Here is a 13,614-nt window from a genome sequence, read left to right as displayed (position 1 = left end):
GCGTCCGCCGGACCGGGGTGGACGTGTGCGGGGCCGCGTCGTAACGTCGGCCCGAGCCGCGACTAGCAGCGCTAGGTAAAAGTGTCCCGGAGGGTCTCCCATGTCCGCGTCCGCGAAGCTGCCCCCCTTCGACCCCGCCGACCCCCTCGGCCTCGACGACCTCCTGGAGCCGGAGGACCTGGCCGTCCGGGACACGGTGCGCGCCTGGGCCGCCGACCGCGTGCTGCCGTACGTCGCCGACTGGTACGAGAAGGGCGAGCTGCCCGGCGTCCGGGAGCTGGCCCGGGAGCTCGGCGGGATCGGCGCGCTCGGCATGTCCCTCGACGGCTACGGCTGCGCGGGCGCGAGCGCCGTCCAGTACGGGCTCGCCTGTCTGGAGCTGGAGGCGGCCGACTCCGGGATCCGGTCCCTGGTCTCCGTGCAGGGGTCCCTCGCGATGTACGCCGTCCACCGCTTCGGCAGCGAGGAGCAGAAGCAGCGGTGGCTGCCGCGGATGGCCTCCGGCGAGGTCATCGGCTGCTTCGGGCTCACCGAACCCGACATCGGCTCCGACCCCGCCTCGATGCGCACCTACGCCAAGCGCGACGGGGGCGACTGGGTGCTGAGCGGACGCAAGATGTGGATCACCAACGGGTCCGTGGCCGGGGTCGCCGTGGTGTGGGCGCGGACCGACGACGGGATCCGCGGGTTCGTCGTGCCGACCGACAGCGCGGGGTTCTCGGCGCCCGAGATCAAGCACAAGTGGTCGCTGCGCGCCTCCGTCACCAGCGAGCTGGTCCTCGACGACGTACGGCTGCCCGCCGACGCCGTCCTGCCCGGGGCGACCGGACTCAGGGGCCCGCTCAGCTGTCTCTCGCACGCCCGGTACGGGATCGTCTGGGGCGCCATGGGCGCGGCGCGCAGTTGCTTCGAGGCCGCCGTCGACTACGCGAAGACGCGGGAGCAGTTCGGGCGGCCCATCGGCGGGTTCCAGCTGACGCAGGCCAAGCTCGCCGACATGGCGGTCGAACTGCACAAGGGGATTCTGCTCGCCCACCACCTGGGGCGGCGCATGGACGCCGGCCGCCTGCGTCCCGAGCAGGTCAGCTTCGGCAAGCTCAACAACGTTCGCGAGGCCATCGACATCTGCCGCACGGCCCGCACCGTCCTCGGTGCCAACGGGATCTCGCTCGAGTACCCGGTGATGCGGCACGCGACCAACCTGGAATCGGTGCTCACCTATGAGGGCACCGTCGAGATGCACCAGCTCGTGCTGGGCAAGGCGCTCACCGGAATCGACGCGTTCCGGTAGTTCCGGCCGACCGGGACCTCACGGGGAGGCGGGGCCGGTGAGCGGCCCCGCCTCAGCTCTGGTTGAAGAAACCGTCCGACCGGTGCGCGGCCGGCTCCCCGCTGACCACTTCGGTGTCGGCCGGGCTCAGCAGGAACACCCGGTTGGACACCCGCTCGATGGAACCGCGCAGGCCGAAGATCAGGCCCGCCGCGAAGTCGACGACGCGCTTGGCGTCGGCGGCGTCCATGGCGGTGAGGTTCATGATGACGGGAACCCCGTCGCGGAACAGCTCGCCGACGGCGCGGGCGTCCCGGAAGCTGTCCGGGGTGACCGTGCCGATGCGGCGGCCCCTCTCCTCGGCGACGTCCGCGGCCACCTTGACCCGTGGGTCGGTGACCCAGGCCTCCCCGGGCTCGGTCCCGTCGGAGTAGTCGTCGTCGTAGTAACGCTCGTCCTCGTTGTCGTCGACGAGGCCGAGCCAGGCACTCGCCTTGCGTACCGATCCCATGGACGCCTCCTCTCACAGCGGTCTTTCTTGCTTTCCGCACCCCTATGGTCGTCCATGATGCGGATGGCGCGCCAAGTGGATAGTCGCCGCGCGGGGGGTTTGTGACGGTACTGGTGCACAGCAGATCCGTCGAGAGCCCGTGTGTCCCAAGGGTCCTGGTGTAAACGGCTGCTGACTGTGAGTGAAATATGATTCTTCGCTGCGTACGGGTGACGGGCGGTGCGTACGGGTGAACGCGGCGGTCGGTACGATGCGCCCGCTCAACATCGCACAACCGTACGGGGGAACGTCGTGTTCGGGATGGTCAGACCCTGCAGGCACCGGCTCGGTGAGAAGCTCACGGCCCAGTGGATGGCGCACCTGTGCGGGCTGTGCCTCGCGCTGCGCGGGGACCACGGGCAGTTCGCGCGCGTCGTCACCAACTACGACGGGCTCCTCATATCCGTCCTGACGGAGGCTCAGGCCGGTCACACCGGCGCGGGACGGCGCACCGCGGGGCCGTGCCCGCTGCGCGGGATGCGCACCGCGTCCGTCGCGCACGGCGAGGGCGCGCGGCTCGCGGCGGCCGTCTCCCTGGTGCTCGCCTCCGCCAAGCTGCGCGACCACGTCGCCGACGGGGACGGGCTGCTGGCGCGCAGGCCGGTGGCGCTCGCCGCGCGCCGGGTCGCCGCCGGCTGGGACCGGGCCGGGGCGCGGACCGGTTCGGACGTCGGATTCGACACCGCCGTCCTCGTCGACGCCGTGGACCGGCAGACCGGTCTCGAGACCCTCGCCGGCCCCGGCACCCCCCTCCTCACCGTCACCGAACCGACCGAGACCGCGACCGCGGCGGCCTTCGCGCACACCGCGGTGCTCGCCGGACGGCCGCACAACGCCGCACCGCTCGCCGAGGCGGGGCGCCTCTTCGGGCGCCTCGCGCATCTCCTGGACGCCGTGGAGGACAGGGAGGCCGACGCCGCGTCGGGCGCCTGGAACCCGCTCACCGCCACCGGCACCCCGCTGGAGGAGGCCCGCCGGCTCGCCGACGACGCGGTGCACGGTATCCGGCTCGCGCTGCGCGAGGTGGAGTTCACCGACGGGGGTCTCGCTCACCGGTTGCTCGTCCACGAACTGCCCAACTCCGTCCACCGCGCCTTCGGTACCGTCTCCTGTGCCCACGGATCCGGTCCCTACGCACCTCCCGGCGCGCCCGGCACCCCCGGCTCCCCGCTGCCTCCCGGGCCGCCGCGCCGTGACCGGCGCGGGCTGCTCGCGGGCTGTGCCGTGTGGCTGGGACTGGCCTGTACGTGCCAGTTGTGCTGCGGCACCTACGAGGACCCCTGGAGCGGGGAGCGCAAGGAGGGGACGTGCGCCAACTGCGACTGCAGCGGGTGCGGTGACTGCTGCAACTGCTGCAGCAACTGCTGCAGCTGCTGCGGCGAGGACGGTGACTGCGACTGCGGCTGCGACTGCGGCTGCTGAGCCGGGCACCGCGCGCGGGCAGCCGGGCACCGGCCATCCGGAGGGGTTAGTTCCGGACACCACGGGCGTGTTCGACTGGTCGTCACATGAGTGTGACCACTGGTAACTCGGTCCCGCGCGCGGACCAAATCTCATAGAAGGTTCAAAGGTTGACGGCCAAAAGGCACCCTTGCGCCGAACGGTCGGTCGGTCGAATACTCGCCCACAGCGCTTGTCAGGGGCACGGCGTGTTCGGAATCCGGGCGCCCGGTCCCCTGACTGCGCCTCACGGGCCCACAACCCCACGAGGGCCCCCTACTTCCTTTGTGGAGGAACGAGAAGTGAGGATCGAGCGCACCACCCCCCGCAGCGGCATCTCGAGACGTACCCGGCTGATCGCCGTCTCCACCGGTCTCGTGGCCGCCGCCGCGATCGCGATCCCCAGCGCGAACGCGGCCGACACTCCCACCACCTTCAGCTCCGCCGAGCTCAAGGGCGTCAGCAGCGACGTGCTGAAGGCCGACGTCCCGGGCACCGCCTGGGCCGTCGACAGCAAGACCAACCGGGTCGTCGTCACCGTCGACAGCACGGTCTCCCAGGCCGAGATCAACAAGATCAAGCAGCAGGCCGGGGACGACGCCGACGCGATCACCGTCAAGCGCACCCCGGGCAAGTTCAGCAAGCTCATCCAGGGCGGCGACGCCATCTACTCGAGCAGCGGGCGCTGCTCCCTCGGCTTCAACGTCCGCTCCAGCAGCGGGGCCGAGTACTTCCTGACCGCCGGTCACTGCACCGAGGGCGCGGGAACCTGGTACGGCAACTCCAGCCGCACCACGGTGCTCGGCTCGACCGCCGGCACCAGCTTCCCGGGCAACGACTACGGCATCGTGCGCTACACCGGTTCCGTCAGCCGGCCCGGCACCGCGAACGGCGTGGACATCACCCGCGCGGCCACCCCGAGCGTGGGCACCACCGTCATCCGTGACGGTTCCACCACGGGCACGCACAGCGGCCGGGTCACCGCCCTCAACGCGACCGTCAACTACGGCGGCGGCGACGTCGTCTCCGGCCTCATCCAGACCACGGTCTGCGCCGAGCCCGGCGACTCCGGCGGTTCGCTCTACGGCAGCAACGGCACCGCGTACGGTCTGACCTCCGGCGGCAGCGGCAACTGCCGCACGGGCGGAACGACCTTCTTCCAGCCGGTGACGGAGGCCCTGAGCGCCTACGGCGTCAGCCTCTACTAGGACCGGGCACCGGGACCGGTCCGCGCCACCGGTCCCTTCCGTCCCACCTGCAGCCGGCAGCACGACGAGCCCCCGCACGCAACCGCCGTGCGGGGGCTCGCCCATGAGCGGACTCCGCAGCCGGGGGCGAATTCAAGCCAAGGGCGGTCCCTGCGGACCGTACCGCCGGTTACCCGCTCGTAACGTTTGCAGTGCGAACCGCCCTACGTGTCCATGACCTGTCAGGACATAGGGGGCGCACGGTCGTCGCCGTACGCGCGTCCTGAAGTCGACCTTGTGTGCTCCCCGCGGGGTTCGGAAGAGTAGGCGCCGTTCCACCGGCACGGGCGCGGCTTTTCTCGTGCGCCGCCCTCGTGGCCGTACGCCTTCCGGCTCGTGGGGTCCCCACAACCTCCCGGGCCGTCCCCCCACAGGAGGACGCGAGTTGAAGCACCGACGCATACCCAAGCGGCGTGCCGTGATGGCTGGTGCGGGTGTCGCCGCGCTGGTCGCCGCCGGAGTCACCTTCCAGACTGCGAACGCCAGCGAGACCCCGACGGACTCCGCGCCCCGGACCCTCTCGGTCACGGCGGCCGGAAAGCTCGCCTCGACGCTCGCCGAGGACCTCGGCGCCGACGCGGCGGGAACGTACTACGACGCGAAGAGCAAGAGCCTCGTGGTGAACGTGCTCGACGAAGCCGCCGCGGAGACCGTCGAGTCGGCCGGCGCCGAGGCGAGAGTCGTGGCGAACTCCCTCGCCGAGCTGAAGAGCGCGCGCACCACCCTCGAGCAGGACGCCACCATTCCGGGCACCTCCTGGGTGACCGACCCGACCACCAACAAGGTCGTCGTCACCGCGGACCGCACGGTCTCGAAGGCCGAGTGGGCCGAGCTGGAGAAGGTCGTCGACGAGCTCGGTCCCACCGCCGAGCTCCAGCGCACCAAGGGGGAGTTCAAGCCCTTCGTCGCGGGCGGCGACGCCATCACCGGCGGCGGCGGGCGCTGCTCGCTCGGCTTCAACGTGACCAAGGGCGGCGAGCCGCACTTCCTCACCGCGGGGCACTGCACCGAGGGGATCTCCACCTGGTCGGACTCCTCGGGCGACGTGATCGGTGAGAACGCCGCGTCCAGCTTTCCGGGCGACGATTACGGCCTGGTCAAGTACACCGCCGACGTGGCCCACCCGAGCGAGGTGAACCTCTACGACGGCTCCACGCAGGCGATCTCCGGCGCCGCCGAGGCCACCGTCGGCATGCAGGTCACCCGCAGCGGCTCCACGACCCAGGTGCACTCCGGCACGGTCACCGGCCTGGACGCCACCGTGAACTACGGCAACGGCGACATCGTCAACGGCCTGATCCAGACCGACGTCTGCGCCGAGCCCGGCGACAGCGGCGGCTCGCTCTTCTCGGGCAGCAGCGCGGTCGGCCTCACCTCCGGCGGCAGCGGCGACTGCACCTCGGGCGGCACGACCTTCTTCCAGCCGGTGACGGAGGCCCTCTCGGCGACCGGCACGCAGATCGGCTGAGCAGCGGCCTCCCGCGGAAGTCCCGCCCCGGTGCGTGAGGGGCGGGACTTCCGCGTCGCGGGGGATCCCGCCCGTCCGCTCCCGTCGGGATCCGCGCCGTCCTCGTCGCCGGTGGTCCGCGTCATCCCCCGTGGTCCAGGGGCCGGATGTCCGCGCAGACGGGACGGGGCCGCGCAGACGGGACGGGGCCGAGCGGACGGTGCGCATGCGTGCGCGGAGCGGTCTGCGGCGTGACCCCGGACGCGCCGGCCGAACGAGGCCCTTCCGGAGTTCAGCCGGCCCACGGCGGCACGACGCGCGTGCCGTCGGCCAGTGTCGCCTCCAGGCCGCGGGAGGTGGTGACCCAGGAGACCGCCGGCTCGGCGGTCGGGTTCTCCACGGCGAGGGTCGCACCGGGAGGGACGATCACCGTGTCGCCGGCGGTGACGCGGTGGGCGGTGCCGTCGAGGGTGATCAGCAGCTCGCCGTCGAGCAGGTGGAAGATCTCCTCCCGGTTGACGGTGTGCGCGGGCGCCCTGGTGCCGGCGGGGATCTCGCCCCGCCAGGCGCACAGCTCCCTGCTGCCGGTCGACGGGGCGGCGTACGAGACGAAGCGGACACCGTGCATCTCGTGGACGACGGCTTCGGACGGGCGGACGACGGGCACGGCGGACCTCCGGCAGGAGCGAATTGATGGTCAAGCTACTTGACTTTATGGTCAAGCTGTTTGACCGGTTCGTCAAGGGTGCTTCAATGCCCCCGTGCAGAACTCCGAGGCCATGGCCCTGTCCGCCGCCCTGCTCGCCGCCGCCGGTGAGCTCGTCCAGCGCATCCACGAGGGCGTGGTCGCCCGCGGTTTCGAGGGGCTGCGGCCCGCGCACGGCTTCGCCTTCGCCCGGCTCGCCCCGGACGGTGCGACGGTCACCGACCTCGCGGTCCACCTCGGGGTGACCAAACAGGCGGCGAGTCAGCTCGTCGACGAGCTGGTCCGCAAGGGATACGTCGAGCGGCGCCCGCACCCGAAGGACGCGCGGGCCCGCCTGGTCGTCCTGACCGGACCGGGGTGGGCCTGCACCCGGGCGGCGGACGAGGCGGCCGCGGAAGCCGTGGGCGCCTGGAGTGACGTGCTCGGGGAGGCGGAAGTGCGCGGGCTGCGGGAGGCGTTGCTGCGCATCGCCCCCGAAGGGCCGGTTCGCCCCGCCTGGTGACGCCCTGTCAGGTCCGAACGGGCCTTCGCCGGGTGATGCCGGGAATTTTTACCGACGCGTAACTTCCCAGCTTCCCTACTCGTCCGTAACTTGACGGGTGAACAGCATCCTCGTGATCCGGATCACCGGGAGCAAGACCTCCCCACCTCCCCTTGAACCGCAAGGAGATCACCCGATGCTGCCCTGGAAGCGAGTGATCAGACCGCTGGCCGCACTCCTGCTGGCCGCCGTGACCGTCGTCGTCCCCACCGTCACCGGCGCCCACGCCTCCGACGTCCCCACCAGGGGCTGGAACGACTACTCCTGCAGGCCCTCCGTCGCCCATCCCCGCCCCGTCGTCCTGGTGCACGGCACCTTCGGCAACTCGGTCGACAACTGGCTGGGGCTCGCGCCCTACCTCGTGCGCCGCGGCTACTGCGTCTTCTCCCTCGACTACGGGCAGCTCCCCGGCGTCCCCTTCTTCCACGGCCTCGGCCCCCTCGAGAAGTCCGCGGAACAGCTCGACGCCTTCGTCGACGGGGTGCTCGCCGCGACCGGCGCCGCCGAAGCCGATCTCGTCGGCCACTCGCAGGGCGGCGTGATGCCCCGCCACTACCTCAGGTTCCTCGGCGGCGCGGACGAGGTGAACGCCCTCGTCGGGATCGCGCCCAGCAACCACGGCACCACGCTCGGCGGCCTCACCCGTCTGCTGCCGTACTTCCCGGGCGCCGAGGACCTGCTGAGCGAGGCCACCCCCGCCCTCGCGCAGCAGGTCGCCGGCTCCGGCTTCCTCACGAGGCTCAACGAGGGCGGCGACACCGTGCCCGGCGTCCGGTACACCGTCATCGCCACGAAGTACGACGAGGTGGTCACCCCGTACCGCAGCCAGTACCTGAGCGGGCCGGGCGTGCGCAACGTCCTGCTCCAGGACCTGTGTCCGCTCGACCTGTCCGAGCACCTGGCCATCGGGCTGTTCGACCGGATCGCCTTCCACGAGGTGGCCAACGCCCTCGATCCGGCCCGCGCCACGCCCACCACCTGCGCCTCGGTGTTCGGCTGACACGTGCGGGCCACGGCCGGCACGTGCAGGCCGGCGCGAACACGGCGGGGTCCTGTCCGGCCTGAGCCGCCGGACAGGACCCCGGGCCGGTTCAGCGGCCGTGCCGTCCGCCCGCCGCGCGCCGCCGGGCGGAGGCGAACAGCGCCGCCGAGCCCAGTGCCAGCGCCGCGGCGCCGCCGACCATCAGGTACGGGGTGGTGCCGTCGCCGCCCGTCTCCGCGAGGTTCTCCGAGCCGCCGGCCGCCTTGGGCCGGTTGGCGGTGTCGCCGTCGGAGGCGTCCGCGGCGGTGTCGTCCTGCGCCGCGGCGGGTTCCGCCGTGGTGTCCGGGTCGTCGTCGCCGTGCCCGTGGTTCTCGATGGTCGACTTCTCGGCACCGGCCTCGATCTGCTCCTCGGTCGGAGCGGAGGCGGCCGGCGCCGGGGCGGCCCCGGCGGTCTCCTCCCCGGGCGTGTCCCCGTCGCCGGCCTCCCCTCCGTCGCCGGCCCCGTCCCCGCCGACGGCCGCGCCCCCGCTGCCGCCGCCGAACGTGACGTCCGAGCAGGAGTAGAACGCCTCCGGGCTGTCCGAGCGCTGCCAGACCGCGTACAGCAGCTGCTTGCCGGAACGCTCGGGGAGGGTGCCGGCGAAGGTGTAGAAGCCGCCCGAGGCGGCCGGGTCGGTGGCCGTCGCCACCGGGTTCGCCAGGTCCAGGTCGCTCCAGGCCAGCGGCTTCGCCGGGTCGTAACCGGGCTTGGTGATGTACACCTTGAAGGTGCCCTTGTGCGGGGCGGTCACGCGGTACTTGAAGGTGTACGACCCGCTGTTCACGCTCGTCGCCGGCCAGTCCGCGCGGGCCAGGTCGAGCCCCTTGAACTGCTCGTTGTTCGCGCTGCACAGCTTGCCGTCGGGGATGAGCTCCTGGTGGCGTCCGCCCGCGTCACCGATGCGGATGCCGTTCCAGTCGTAGAGCGCCTGGGTCCCGCCGGCCGCGACCGCCGCCTTGCAGGCCGCCGACTGCGGGCTCTCCGGGCCCTCGGCGTAGCACTGCGAGACCCGGCTGACCGGGTCGCCCATCGAGCCGTGCGCGGACGCCGGCGCGGCGGACAGCCCGGTCAGGGCGAGCGGAACGAGACCGACGGCGGCGACAGCGGCCTTGCGGCGTGCGGGCATGGGGCAGCAACTCCTCGACAGCGTTCACTGGACTCGGGGGGATCCCGTGGGGGTGACTCAGAAGCTAGCCCCGAGGAACCGTGAAATCGCCTGGCGGAGGCCGTGGGAGGAGATCCTTATGGCCGCGTTAAGGGAGCGCTCAGACTGGGATCAGGTACGTGCCGCGCGGCCGGTTCAGCCGTCGGGCCACCAGGTGCGGGCGATGTCCTCGCGGACCTCCTGACGTCCCACGGGGCGCTCGTCGGCCTCCTCGCGGACCTGGCGGGCGTCCGTCTTCTTCAGGGGCTTGTGCACGGTGACACGGCGCATGGCTGCCTCCTTCAGGGTCCACCGGGTTCCGTGTTCTCACGGAGGCGGACCTTTCGGGGGAGAGTTCCTCATCGGTCCCGGTCTGTCTGTGGCCGCTGTCACGAATCGATTGTCAGTGGTGGGTGTCACTCTTGGGCCATGAGCGACGACAGCGATCGGACGGGCGCGGACGGCGTCGACTGGGACGCACGGGCCGCCGCCTTCGACGACGAGCCGGACCACGGACTGCGCGATCCGTCCGTGCGCGCCGCCTGGGCCGACCGGCTGCGCGCCTGGCTGCCCGGACGGGCGGGCGACGTCCTCGACCTCGGCTGCGGCACCGGCAGCCTGTCGCTCCTCGCCGCCGGACGGGGACACCGGGTCACCGGGGTCGACCGGTCCCCGGCCATGGTGGCGCTCGCCCGGGAGAAGCTCGCCGGCCGCGACGCGGTGTTCCTGGTCGGTGACGCGGCGGCACCGCCGGTCGGCGAGCAGCGCTACGACGCCGTCCTGGTCCGGCACGTCCTGTGGACGCTGCCCGAACCGGGCCGGGCCCTGCGGCACTGGCGCGGGCTGCTGCGCCCGGGAGGACGGCTGGTGCTGGTGGAGGGGGTGTGGGGGACCGCGAGCCCGGTCGGCATACCGGCGGACCGGCTCACCGCCCTCCTCGCCCCGCTCGCCGGGCGGGTGCGCCTGGAGCGGCTGTCACAGGAGACGGCGCTGTGGGGCAAGGAGGTCGACGACGAGCGGTACGCGGTGGTCGCGGTACCGGACTGAACCGGCCGCCTCACGCGAGCAGCGCGCCGAGGCCGTCCCCGCGCGCCAGCGCCTCCAGTTCGTCGAGCGCGGCCACGGCGGCGGCCGCCGCCCGCGGATCCCTCGCCGCCAGACCGCTCTCGGCGAACTCGTCCTCGTCCAGCCGCCGCACGTCCGTGCCGTCCGCCCCGACCCACAGGTCCAGGTCGAGGTCCTCGACGACCAGCCGGGTGCCGGAGAGCTCTGCCGGGCGGGTGACGTCGCAGTAGTGGCCCTTGAGGGCGCCGTCGGCGGTGCGGACCTCCTTCACGGAGTACCACCGGTCGCGCCAGTAGTGCTCGGTGAGGACGTCGCCGGGCTCGAAGCGCACGAAGCCGAAGTCGCGCACGCCGGCGCCCGCCCACGGGGCGCGCACGGTGACGCGGGTGCCGTCGTCGGCGAGCAGTTCGGCCGGGTAACGGATCTTCTCGCGGCCCGCCTTGACGAGGACGACGTCCAGGAGGGCCGGGCGGTCAGCCGAGTTCGCGGACATACCGCACCTCCGTGGCGCAGACCTCGTAGCCGAACCACTCGTTGATCGCGAGCATCGGGCCGTTGCCGGTGTCGTTCCCCGTGAAGGCCTCCGTGTGCCCGGCGGCGCGGGCGCGGTGCAGGGAGGTGTTCTTGGCGAGCTTGGCCAGCCCCCGGCCGCGGTGGGCGCGGGCGGTGCCGGTCATGGCGGTGCCGTACCGGGCGGAACCGTCGGTGTAGGCCGCGGTGAAGGCGGCCGGGTGCCCGTCGACCACCGCGACCGTGGTCAGGCCGAGATCGAGGAGGGGGTGCCGCCAGGTCTGCTCGAGCCACGCCTCGTAGTCGGTGAGCTCGGTGTCGATGTCGCCCGGTTCGTCCGAGGCCGTCTCCGCGTCGAGGGCGAACAGCGGGCGCGGGTCGCCGGCGAAGTCGGCGCCGGTGCGCAACTCGACGCCGGGCGGCGGGTCCTGGAGGGGCGGCAGGACGCCCTGTGCCAGGTCCAGCCGCAGGAAGTGGGCCGAGCGGCCGGCGCGGTAGCCGTGCCGTTCGGCGAAGGCCCGGTGGTGCGGTTCGTCCAGGACCCAGCTGTGGATCCTGCGGGCACCGAGGCCGGCCAGGCGCTCCTCGGCGGCGCGCAGCAGGAGCGACCCGGCGCCGTGCCGGGTCCTGTCCGGGCGGACGTAGATGTTGGCGGACCCCTGGCCGGGCTTCGGGCTGTCGTGGGCGAGGCCGACCTGGGCCGTGCCGATGATCTCGCCGTCCTCCTCGGCGACGAGCTGCCCGAAGTGGGCGTCCGGGTGGGAGCGCGTCAGATCGTGCAGCACGGATTCGGGGGTGGACAGCATGAAGGGGAGGGCGAGGCGCCGGACGTGGGAGAAACCCTCGGCGTCGGCTCGGACATCTGGTCGCAGGTCGCGCACGATCACGGTCATGGAGGCGCACGCTACGTCGGGACGCACCCGGGGTGCCCCTCATTTTCCGCCGGGTGCGGGACAATCGGGCCGTGACCTTGAAGATCCATATCGACGACGGCGCGCCGCCGTACGAGCAGGTGCGGGCGCAGATCTCCGAGCAGGCCCGGTCGGGAGCGCTGCCGGTGGGATACCGGCTGCCGACGGTGCGGGGCCTGGCCGGGACGCTCGGCCTCGCCGCGAACACGGTGGCCAAGGCCTACCGGGCGCTGGAGTCCGACGGGGTGATCGAGACCCGGGGCCGCAACGGCACGGTGATCGCCGCCGCGGGCTCGGCGGCGCAGCGGGAGGCGGCGTCGGCGGCCCAGGGGTACGCGGAGCGGGCGCGGCGGCTCGGGCTGACCGAGGACGAGGCGCTGGCCGCGGTGCGGGACGCCCTGCGGGCGGTCTACGGGGAGTAGGCGGGGCGGTCGGCCGCCGGCCGGTCCGGGTCCGGCGGCCGGGATCGCGGCGGCGGGAAGGCCCGCGGGCGGGGGGCGGAGCCGGCGCCGTGCCGCACCCGTGCCGGGCGGAGCGGGGCGGCGGCCCCGGTCCGGGCTCCGGACCGGCGGCCGGCGGACCGCGCCCACGGGTACGGCCCCGTGCCTACAGGTACAGCCCCGCGTCCGCGTCTCCGCGCGGTTCCGGCAGCGCGGTCGGGGACGTGCCCCGGCGCAGGGCGTACAGCTCGGCGAGGGTCGTGCCCTCGCGGCCGACGCCGTCCTCGCGGCCCAGCCAGTTCACCGCCTCCGCGCGGGTCAGCGGCCCGACCTCGATGCGGGCGAGACACCGGCCGGGGCGGACGACGGCCGGGTGCAGGCGCTCCAGGTCCTCGTTGGTGGTGACGCCGACCAGGACGTTGCGGCCCTGGCCGAGCAGACCGTCCGTGAGGTTCAGCAGCCGGGACAGCGCCTGCCCGGCCGTGTGCTTGGCCTCGCCGCGGATCAGTTCGTCGCAGTCCTCCAGCAACAGCAGCCGCCAGCGGCCCTTGCCCGCCGCGTCCTCCTCGCCGATCGCGATGTCCATCAGGTAGCCGACGTCGCTGAACAGCCGCTCCGGGTCCAGGACGCAGTCCACCTGGCACCAGTCGCGCCAGGAACGGGCCAGGGTGCGCAGCGCGGACGTCTTGCCGGTGCCCGGCGGGCCGTGCAGCAGGAGCAGCCGGCCGGAGATGTCCTCGGGGGTGGTCTTCATCAGGCGGTCCATCGCGTCCGCCACCGGCGCGGTGTAGTTCGGCCGGATCTCGTCCCAGGTGCCCGCCGAGATCTGCCGGGTGGTGCGGTGCGGGCCGCGGCGCGGGGAGACGTACCAGAAGCCCATGGTGACGTTCTCCGGCTGCGGTTCCGGCTCGTCCGCCGCGCCGTCGGTGGCCTCGCCCAGGACCCTCGCCGCGAGGTCGGCGCTGGTCGCGGTGACGGTCACGTCGGCGCCCCGGTTCCAGCGGGAGACCAGCAGCGTCCAGCCGTCGCCCTCGGCGAGGGTGGCGCTGCGGTCGTCGTCCCGGGCGATCCGCAGCACCCGCGCGTTCCCGGGCAGCAGGGTCGCGCCGGAGCGCACGCGGTCGATGGTGACGGCGTGCGAGTACGGCTGCTCGCCCGTCGCGAAGCGGCCGAGGAACAGCGCGTCGACGACGTCGGACGGGGAGTCGCTGTCGTCGACGTTGAGCCGGATCGGCAGTGCGTCGTGTGGCTGCGCGGACATGTCCGCCATGATCGGGCACACGGGCGCCGCGTGCACCCGGTTTCCGGGGTGCGCGCGG

General features: G+C 73.0%; 15 protein-coding genes. 8 read left to right on the top strand and 7 right to left on the bottom strand.

The window, feature by feature from the left end:
- Positions 1-100: 100 nt before the first annotated feature.
- The gene (locus FHS37_RS24310; protein WP_184824769.1) at positions 101-1,291 is read left to right on the top strand and encodes an acyl-CoA dehydrogenase family protein; all 1,191 of its coding nucleotides are present in this window, start codon (positions 101-103) and stop codon (positions 1,289-1,291) included.
- Between the two features lie 52 nt (positions 1,292-1,343).
- Here the strand turns inward: FHS37_RS24310 and FHS37_RS24305 are convergent, their stop codons facing one another.
- Entirely contained in the window at positions 1,344-1,781 is a 438-nt protein-coding gene (locus tag FHS37_RS24305; RefSeq protein WP_184824767.1) for a cell division protein SepF, read from the bottom strand.
- 300 nt (positions 1,782-2,081) lie between these two features.
- Here FHS37_RS24305 and FHS37_RS24300 point away from each other — a divergent pair, with 300 nt between their 5' ends.
- The 3 genes from FHS37_RS24300 (at position 2,082) to FHS37_RS24290 (ending at position 5,975) form a co-directional block, all read left to right on the top strand.
- Complete coding sequence (locus FHS37_RS24300) at positions 2,082-3,242, top strand: DUF5685 family protein (RefSeq protein WP_184824765.1); 1,161 nt, start codon at positions 2,082-2,084, stop codon at positions 3,240-3,242.
- A 320-nt stretch (positions 3,243-3,562) separates the two neighbouring features.
- Positions 3,563-4,468, top strand: a complete 906-nt coding sequence (locus tag FHS37_RS24295; RefSeq protein WP_184824763.1) for a S1 family peptidase — start codon at positions 3,563-3,565, stop codon at positions 4,466-4,468.
- Positions 4,469-4,892: 424 nt separating this feature from the next.
- Positions 4,893-5,975, top strand: coding sequence for a S1 family peptidase (locus tag FHS37_RS24290; RefSeq protein ID WP_435883666.1), 1,083 nt, complete (start codon positions 4,893-4,895; stop codon positions 5,973-5,975).
- Between the two features lie 271 nt (positions 5,976-6,246).
- Here FHS37_RS24290 and FHS37_RS24285 read toward each other — a convergent pair whose 3' ends face one another.
- Positions 6,247-6,621 (bottom strand): cupin domain-containing protein, encoded by a 375-nt coding sequence (locus FHS37_RS24285; RefSeq protein ID WP_184824762.1) that lies wholly within the window; start codon positions 6,619-6,621, stop codon positions 6,247-6,249.
- 94 nt (positions 6,622-6,715) lie between these two features.
- On the opposite strand from FHS37_RS24285, the gene FHS37_RS24280 reads away from it, so the two are divergent.
- Positions 6,716-7,162, top strand: coding sequence for a MarR family winged helix-turn-helix transcriptional regulator (locus FHS37_RS24280; RefSeq protein WP_184824760.1), 447 nt, complete (start codon positions 6,716-6,718; stop codon positions 7,160-7,162).
- Positions 7,163-7,337: 175 nt separating this feature from the next.
- Positions 7,338-8,201, top strand: coding sequence for an esterase/lipase family protein (locus tag FHS37_RS24275; RefSeq protein WP_184824758.1), 864 nt, complete (start codon positions 7,338-7,340; stop codon positions 8,199-8,201).
- A gap of 91 nt (positions 8,202-8,292) precedes the next feature.
- Here the strand turns inward: FHS37_RS24275 and FHS37_RS24270 are convergent, their stop codons facing one another.
- Together FHS37_RS24270 and FHS37_RS40590 are read right to left on the bottom strand one after the other, a co-directional pair.
- Positions 8,293-9,351 carry a lytic polysaccharide monooxygenase auxiliary activity family 9 protein gene (locus FHS37_RS24270; protein WP_184824756.1) on the bottom strand — a complete coding sequence of 353 codons (1,059 nt, stop codon included), beginning with the start codon at positions 9,349-9,351 and terminating at the stop codon, positions 8,293-8,295.
- Between the two features lie 174 nt (positions 9,352-9,525).
- On the bottom strand, positions 9,526-9,660 hold the full coding sequence (locus tag FHS37_RS40590) for a hypothetical protein (RefSeq protein WP_268254578.1): 135 nt from the start codon (positions 9,658-9,660) through the stop codon (positions 9,526-9,528).
- A gap of 138 nt (positions 9,661-9,798) precedes the next feature.
- On the opposite strand from FHS37_RS40590, the gene FHS37_RS24265 reads away from it, so the two are divergent.
- Positions 9,799-10,416, top strand: a complete 618-nt coding sequence (locus tag FHS37_RS24265; RefSeq protein WP_184824754.1) for a class I SAM-dependent methyltransferase — start codon at positions 9,799-9,801, stop codon at positions 10,414-10,416.
- A 10-nt stretch (positions 10,417-10,426) separates the two neighbouring features.
- Here the strand turns inward: FHS37_RS24265 and FHS37_RS24260 are convergent, their stop codons facing one another.
- Positions 10,427-10,927, bottom strand: a complete 501-nt coding sequence (locus FHS37_RS24260; RefSeq protein WP_184824752.1) for a ribonuclease FAU-1 family protein — start codon at positions 10,925-10,927, stop codon at positions 10,427-10,429.
- On the bottom strand, positions 10,908-11,837 hold the full coding sequence (locus FHS37_RS24255) for a GNAT family N-acetyltransferase (protein WP_184824750.1): 930 nt from the start codon (positions 11,835-11,837) through the stop codon (positions 10,908-10,910). Before FHS37_RS24255 ends, FHS37_RS24260 begins: the two co-directional genes overlap by 20 nt.
- A gap of 71 nt (positions 11,838-11,908) precedes the next feature.
- On the opposite strand from FHS37_RS24255, the gene FHS37_RS24250 reads away from it, so the two are divergent.
- Positions 11,909-12,277: a GntR family transcriptional regulator gene (locus tag FHS37_RS24250; RefSeq protein ID WP_184824748.1), complete on the top strand. Its 369-nt coding sequence runs from the start codon at positions 11,909-11,911 to the stop codon at positions 12,275-12,277.
- 184 nt (positions 12,278-12,461) lie between these two features.
- Here the strand turns inward: FHS37_RS24250 and FHS37_RS24245 are convergent, their stop codons facing one another.
- A complete protein-coding gene (locus FHS37_RS24245) occupies positions 12,462-13,556 on the bottom strand; it encodes a DUF5925 domain-containing protein (RefSeq protein WP_184824746.1) in 1,095 nt (364 codons plus the stop codon).
- Positions 13,557-13,614: the final 58 nt, after the last annotated feature.

The organism is Streptomyces griseomycini (assembly GCF_014203535.1).
Taxonomy (GTDB): Bacteria; Actinomycetota; Actinomycetes; order Streptomycetales; family Streptomycetaceae; genus Streptomyces; species Streptomyces griseomycini.
Note: the sequence above shows the minus strand (reverse complement) of the source record. Positions and strands in the feature narration are given on the sequence as shown.

What these genes read in the sequence shown, in the direction of transcription:
- FHS37_RS24310 (WP_184824769.1), top strand. Translation starts at nt 101, where the DNA reads ATGTCCGCGTCCGCGAAGCTGCCCCCCTTCGACCCCGCCGACCCCCTC.
- FHS37_RS24305 (WP_184824767.1), bottom strand. Translation starts at nt 1,781, where the DNA reads ATGGGATCGGTACGCAAGGCGAGTGCCTGGCTCGGCCTCGTCGACGAC.
- FHS37_RS24300 (WP_184824765.1), top strand. Translation starts at nt 2,082, where the DNA reads ATGGTCAGACCCTGCAGGCACCGGCTCGGTGAGAAGCTCACGGCCCAG.
- FHS37_RS24275 (WP_184824758.1), top strand. Translation starts at nt 7,338, where the DNA reads ATGCTGCCCTGGAAGCGAGTGATCAGACCGCTGGCCGCACTCCTGCTG.
- FHS37_RS24270 (WP_184824756.1), bottom strand. Translation starts at nt 9,351, where the DNA reads ATGCCCGCACGCCGCAAGGCCGCTGTCGCCGCCGTCGGTCTCGTTCCG.
- FHS37_RS40590 (WP_268254578.1), bottom strand. Translation starts at nt 9,660, where the DNA reads ATGCGCCGTGTCACCGTGCACAAGCCCCTGAAGAAGACGGACGCCCGC.
- FHS37_RS24265 (WP_184824754.1), top strand. Translation starts at nt 9,799, where the DNA reads ATGAGCGACGACAGCGATCGGACGGGCGCGGACGGCGTCGACTGGGAC.
- FHS37_RS24260 (WP_184824752.1), bottom strand. Translation starts at nt 10,927, where the DNA reads ATGTCCGCGAACTCGGCTGACCGCCCGGCCCTCCTGGACGTCGTCCTC.
- FHS37_RS24255 (WP_184824750.1), bottom strand. Translation starts at nt 11,837, where the DNA reads ATGACCGTGATCGTGCGCGACCTGCGACCAGATGTCCGAGCCGACGCC.
- FHS37_RS24245 (WP_184824746.1), bottom strand. Translation starts at nt 13,556, where the DNA reads ATGTCCGCGCAGCCACACGACGCACTGCCGATCCGGCTCAACGTCGAC.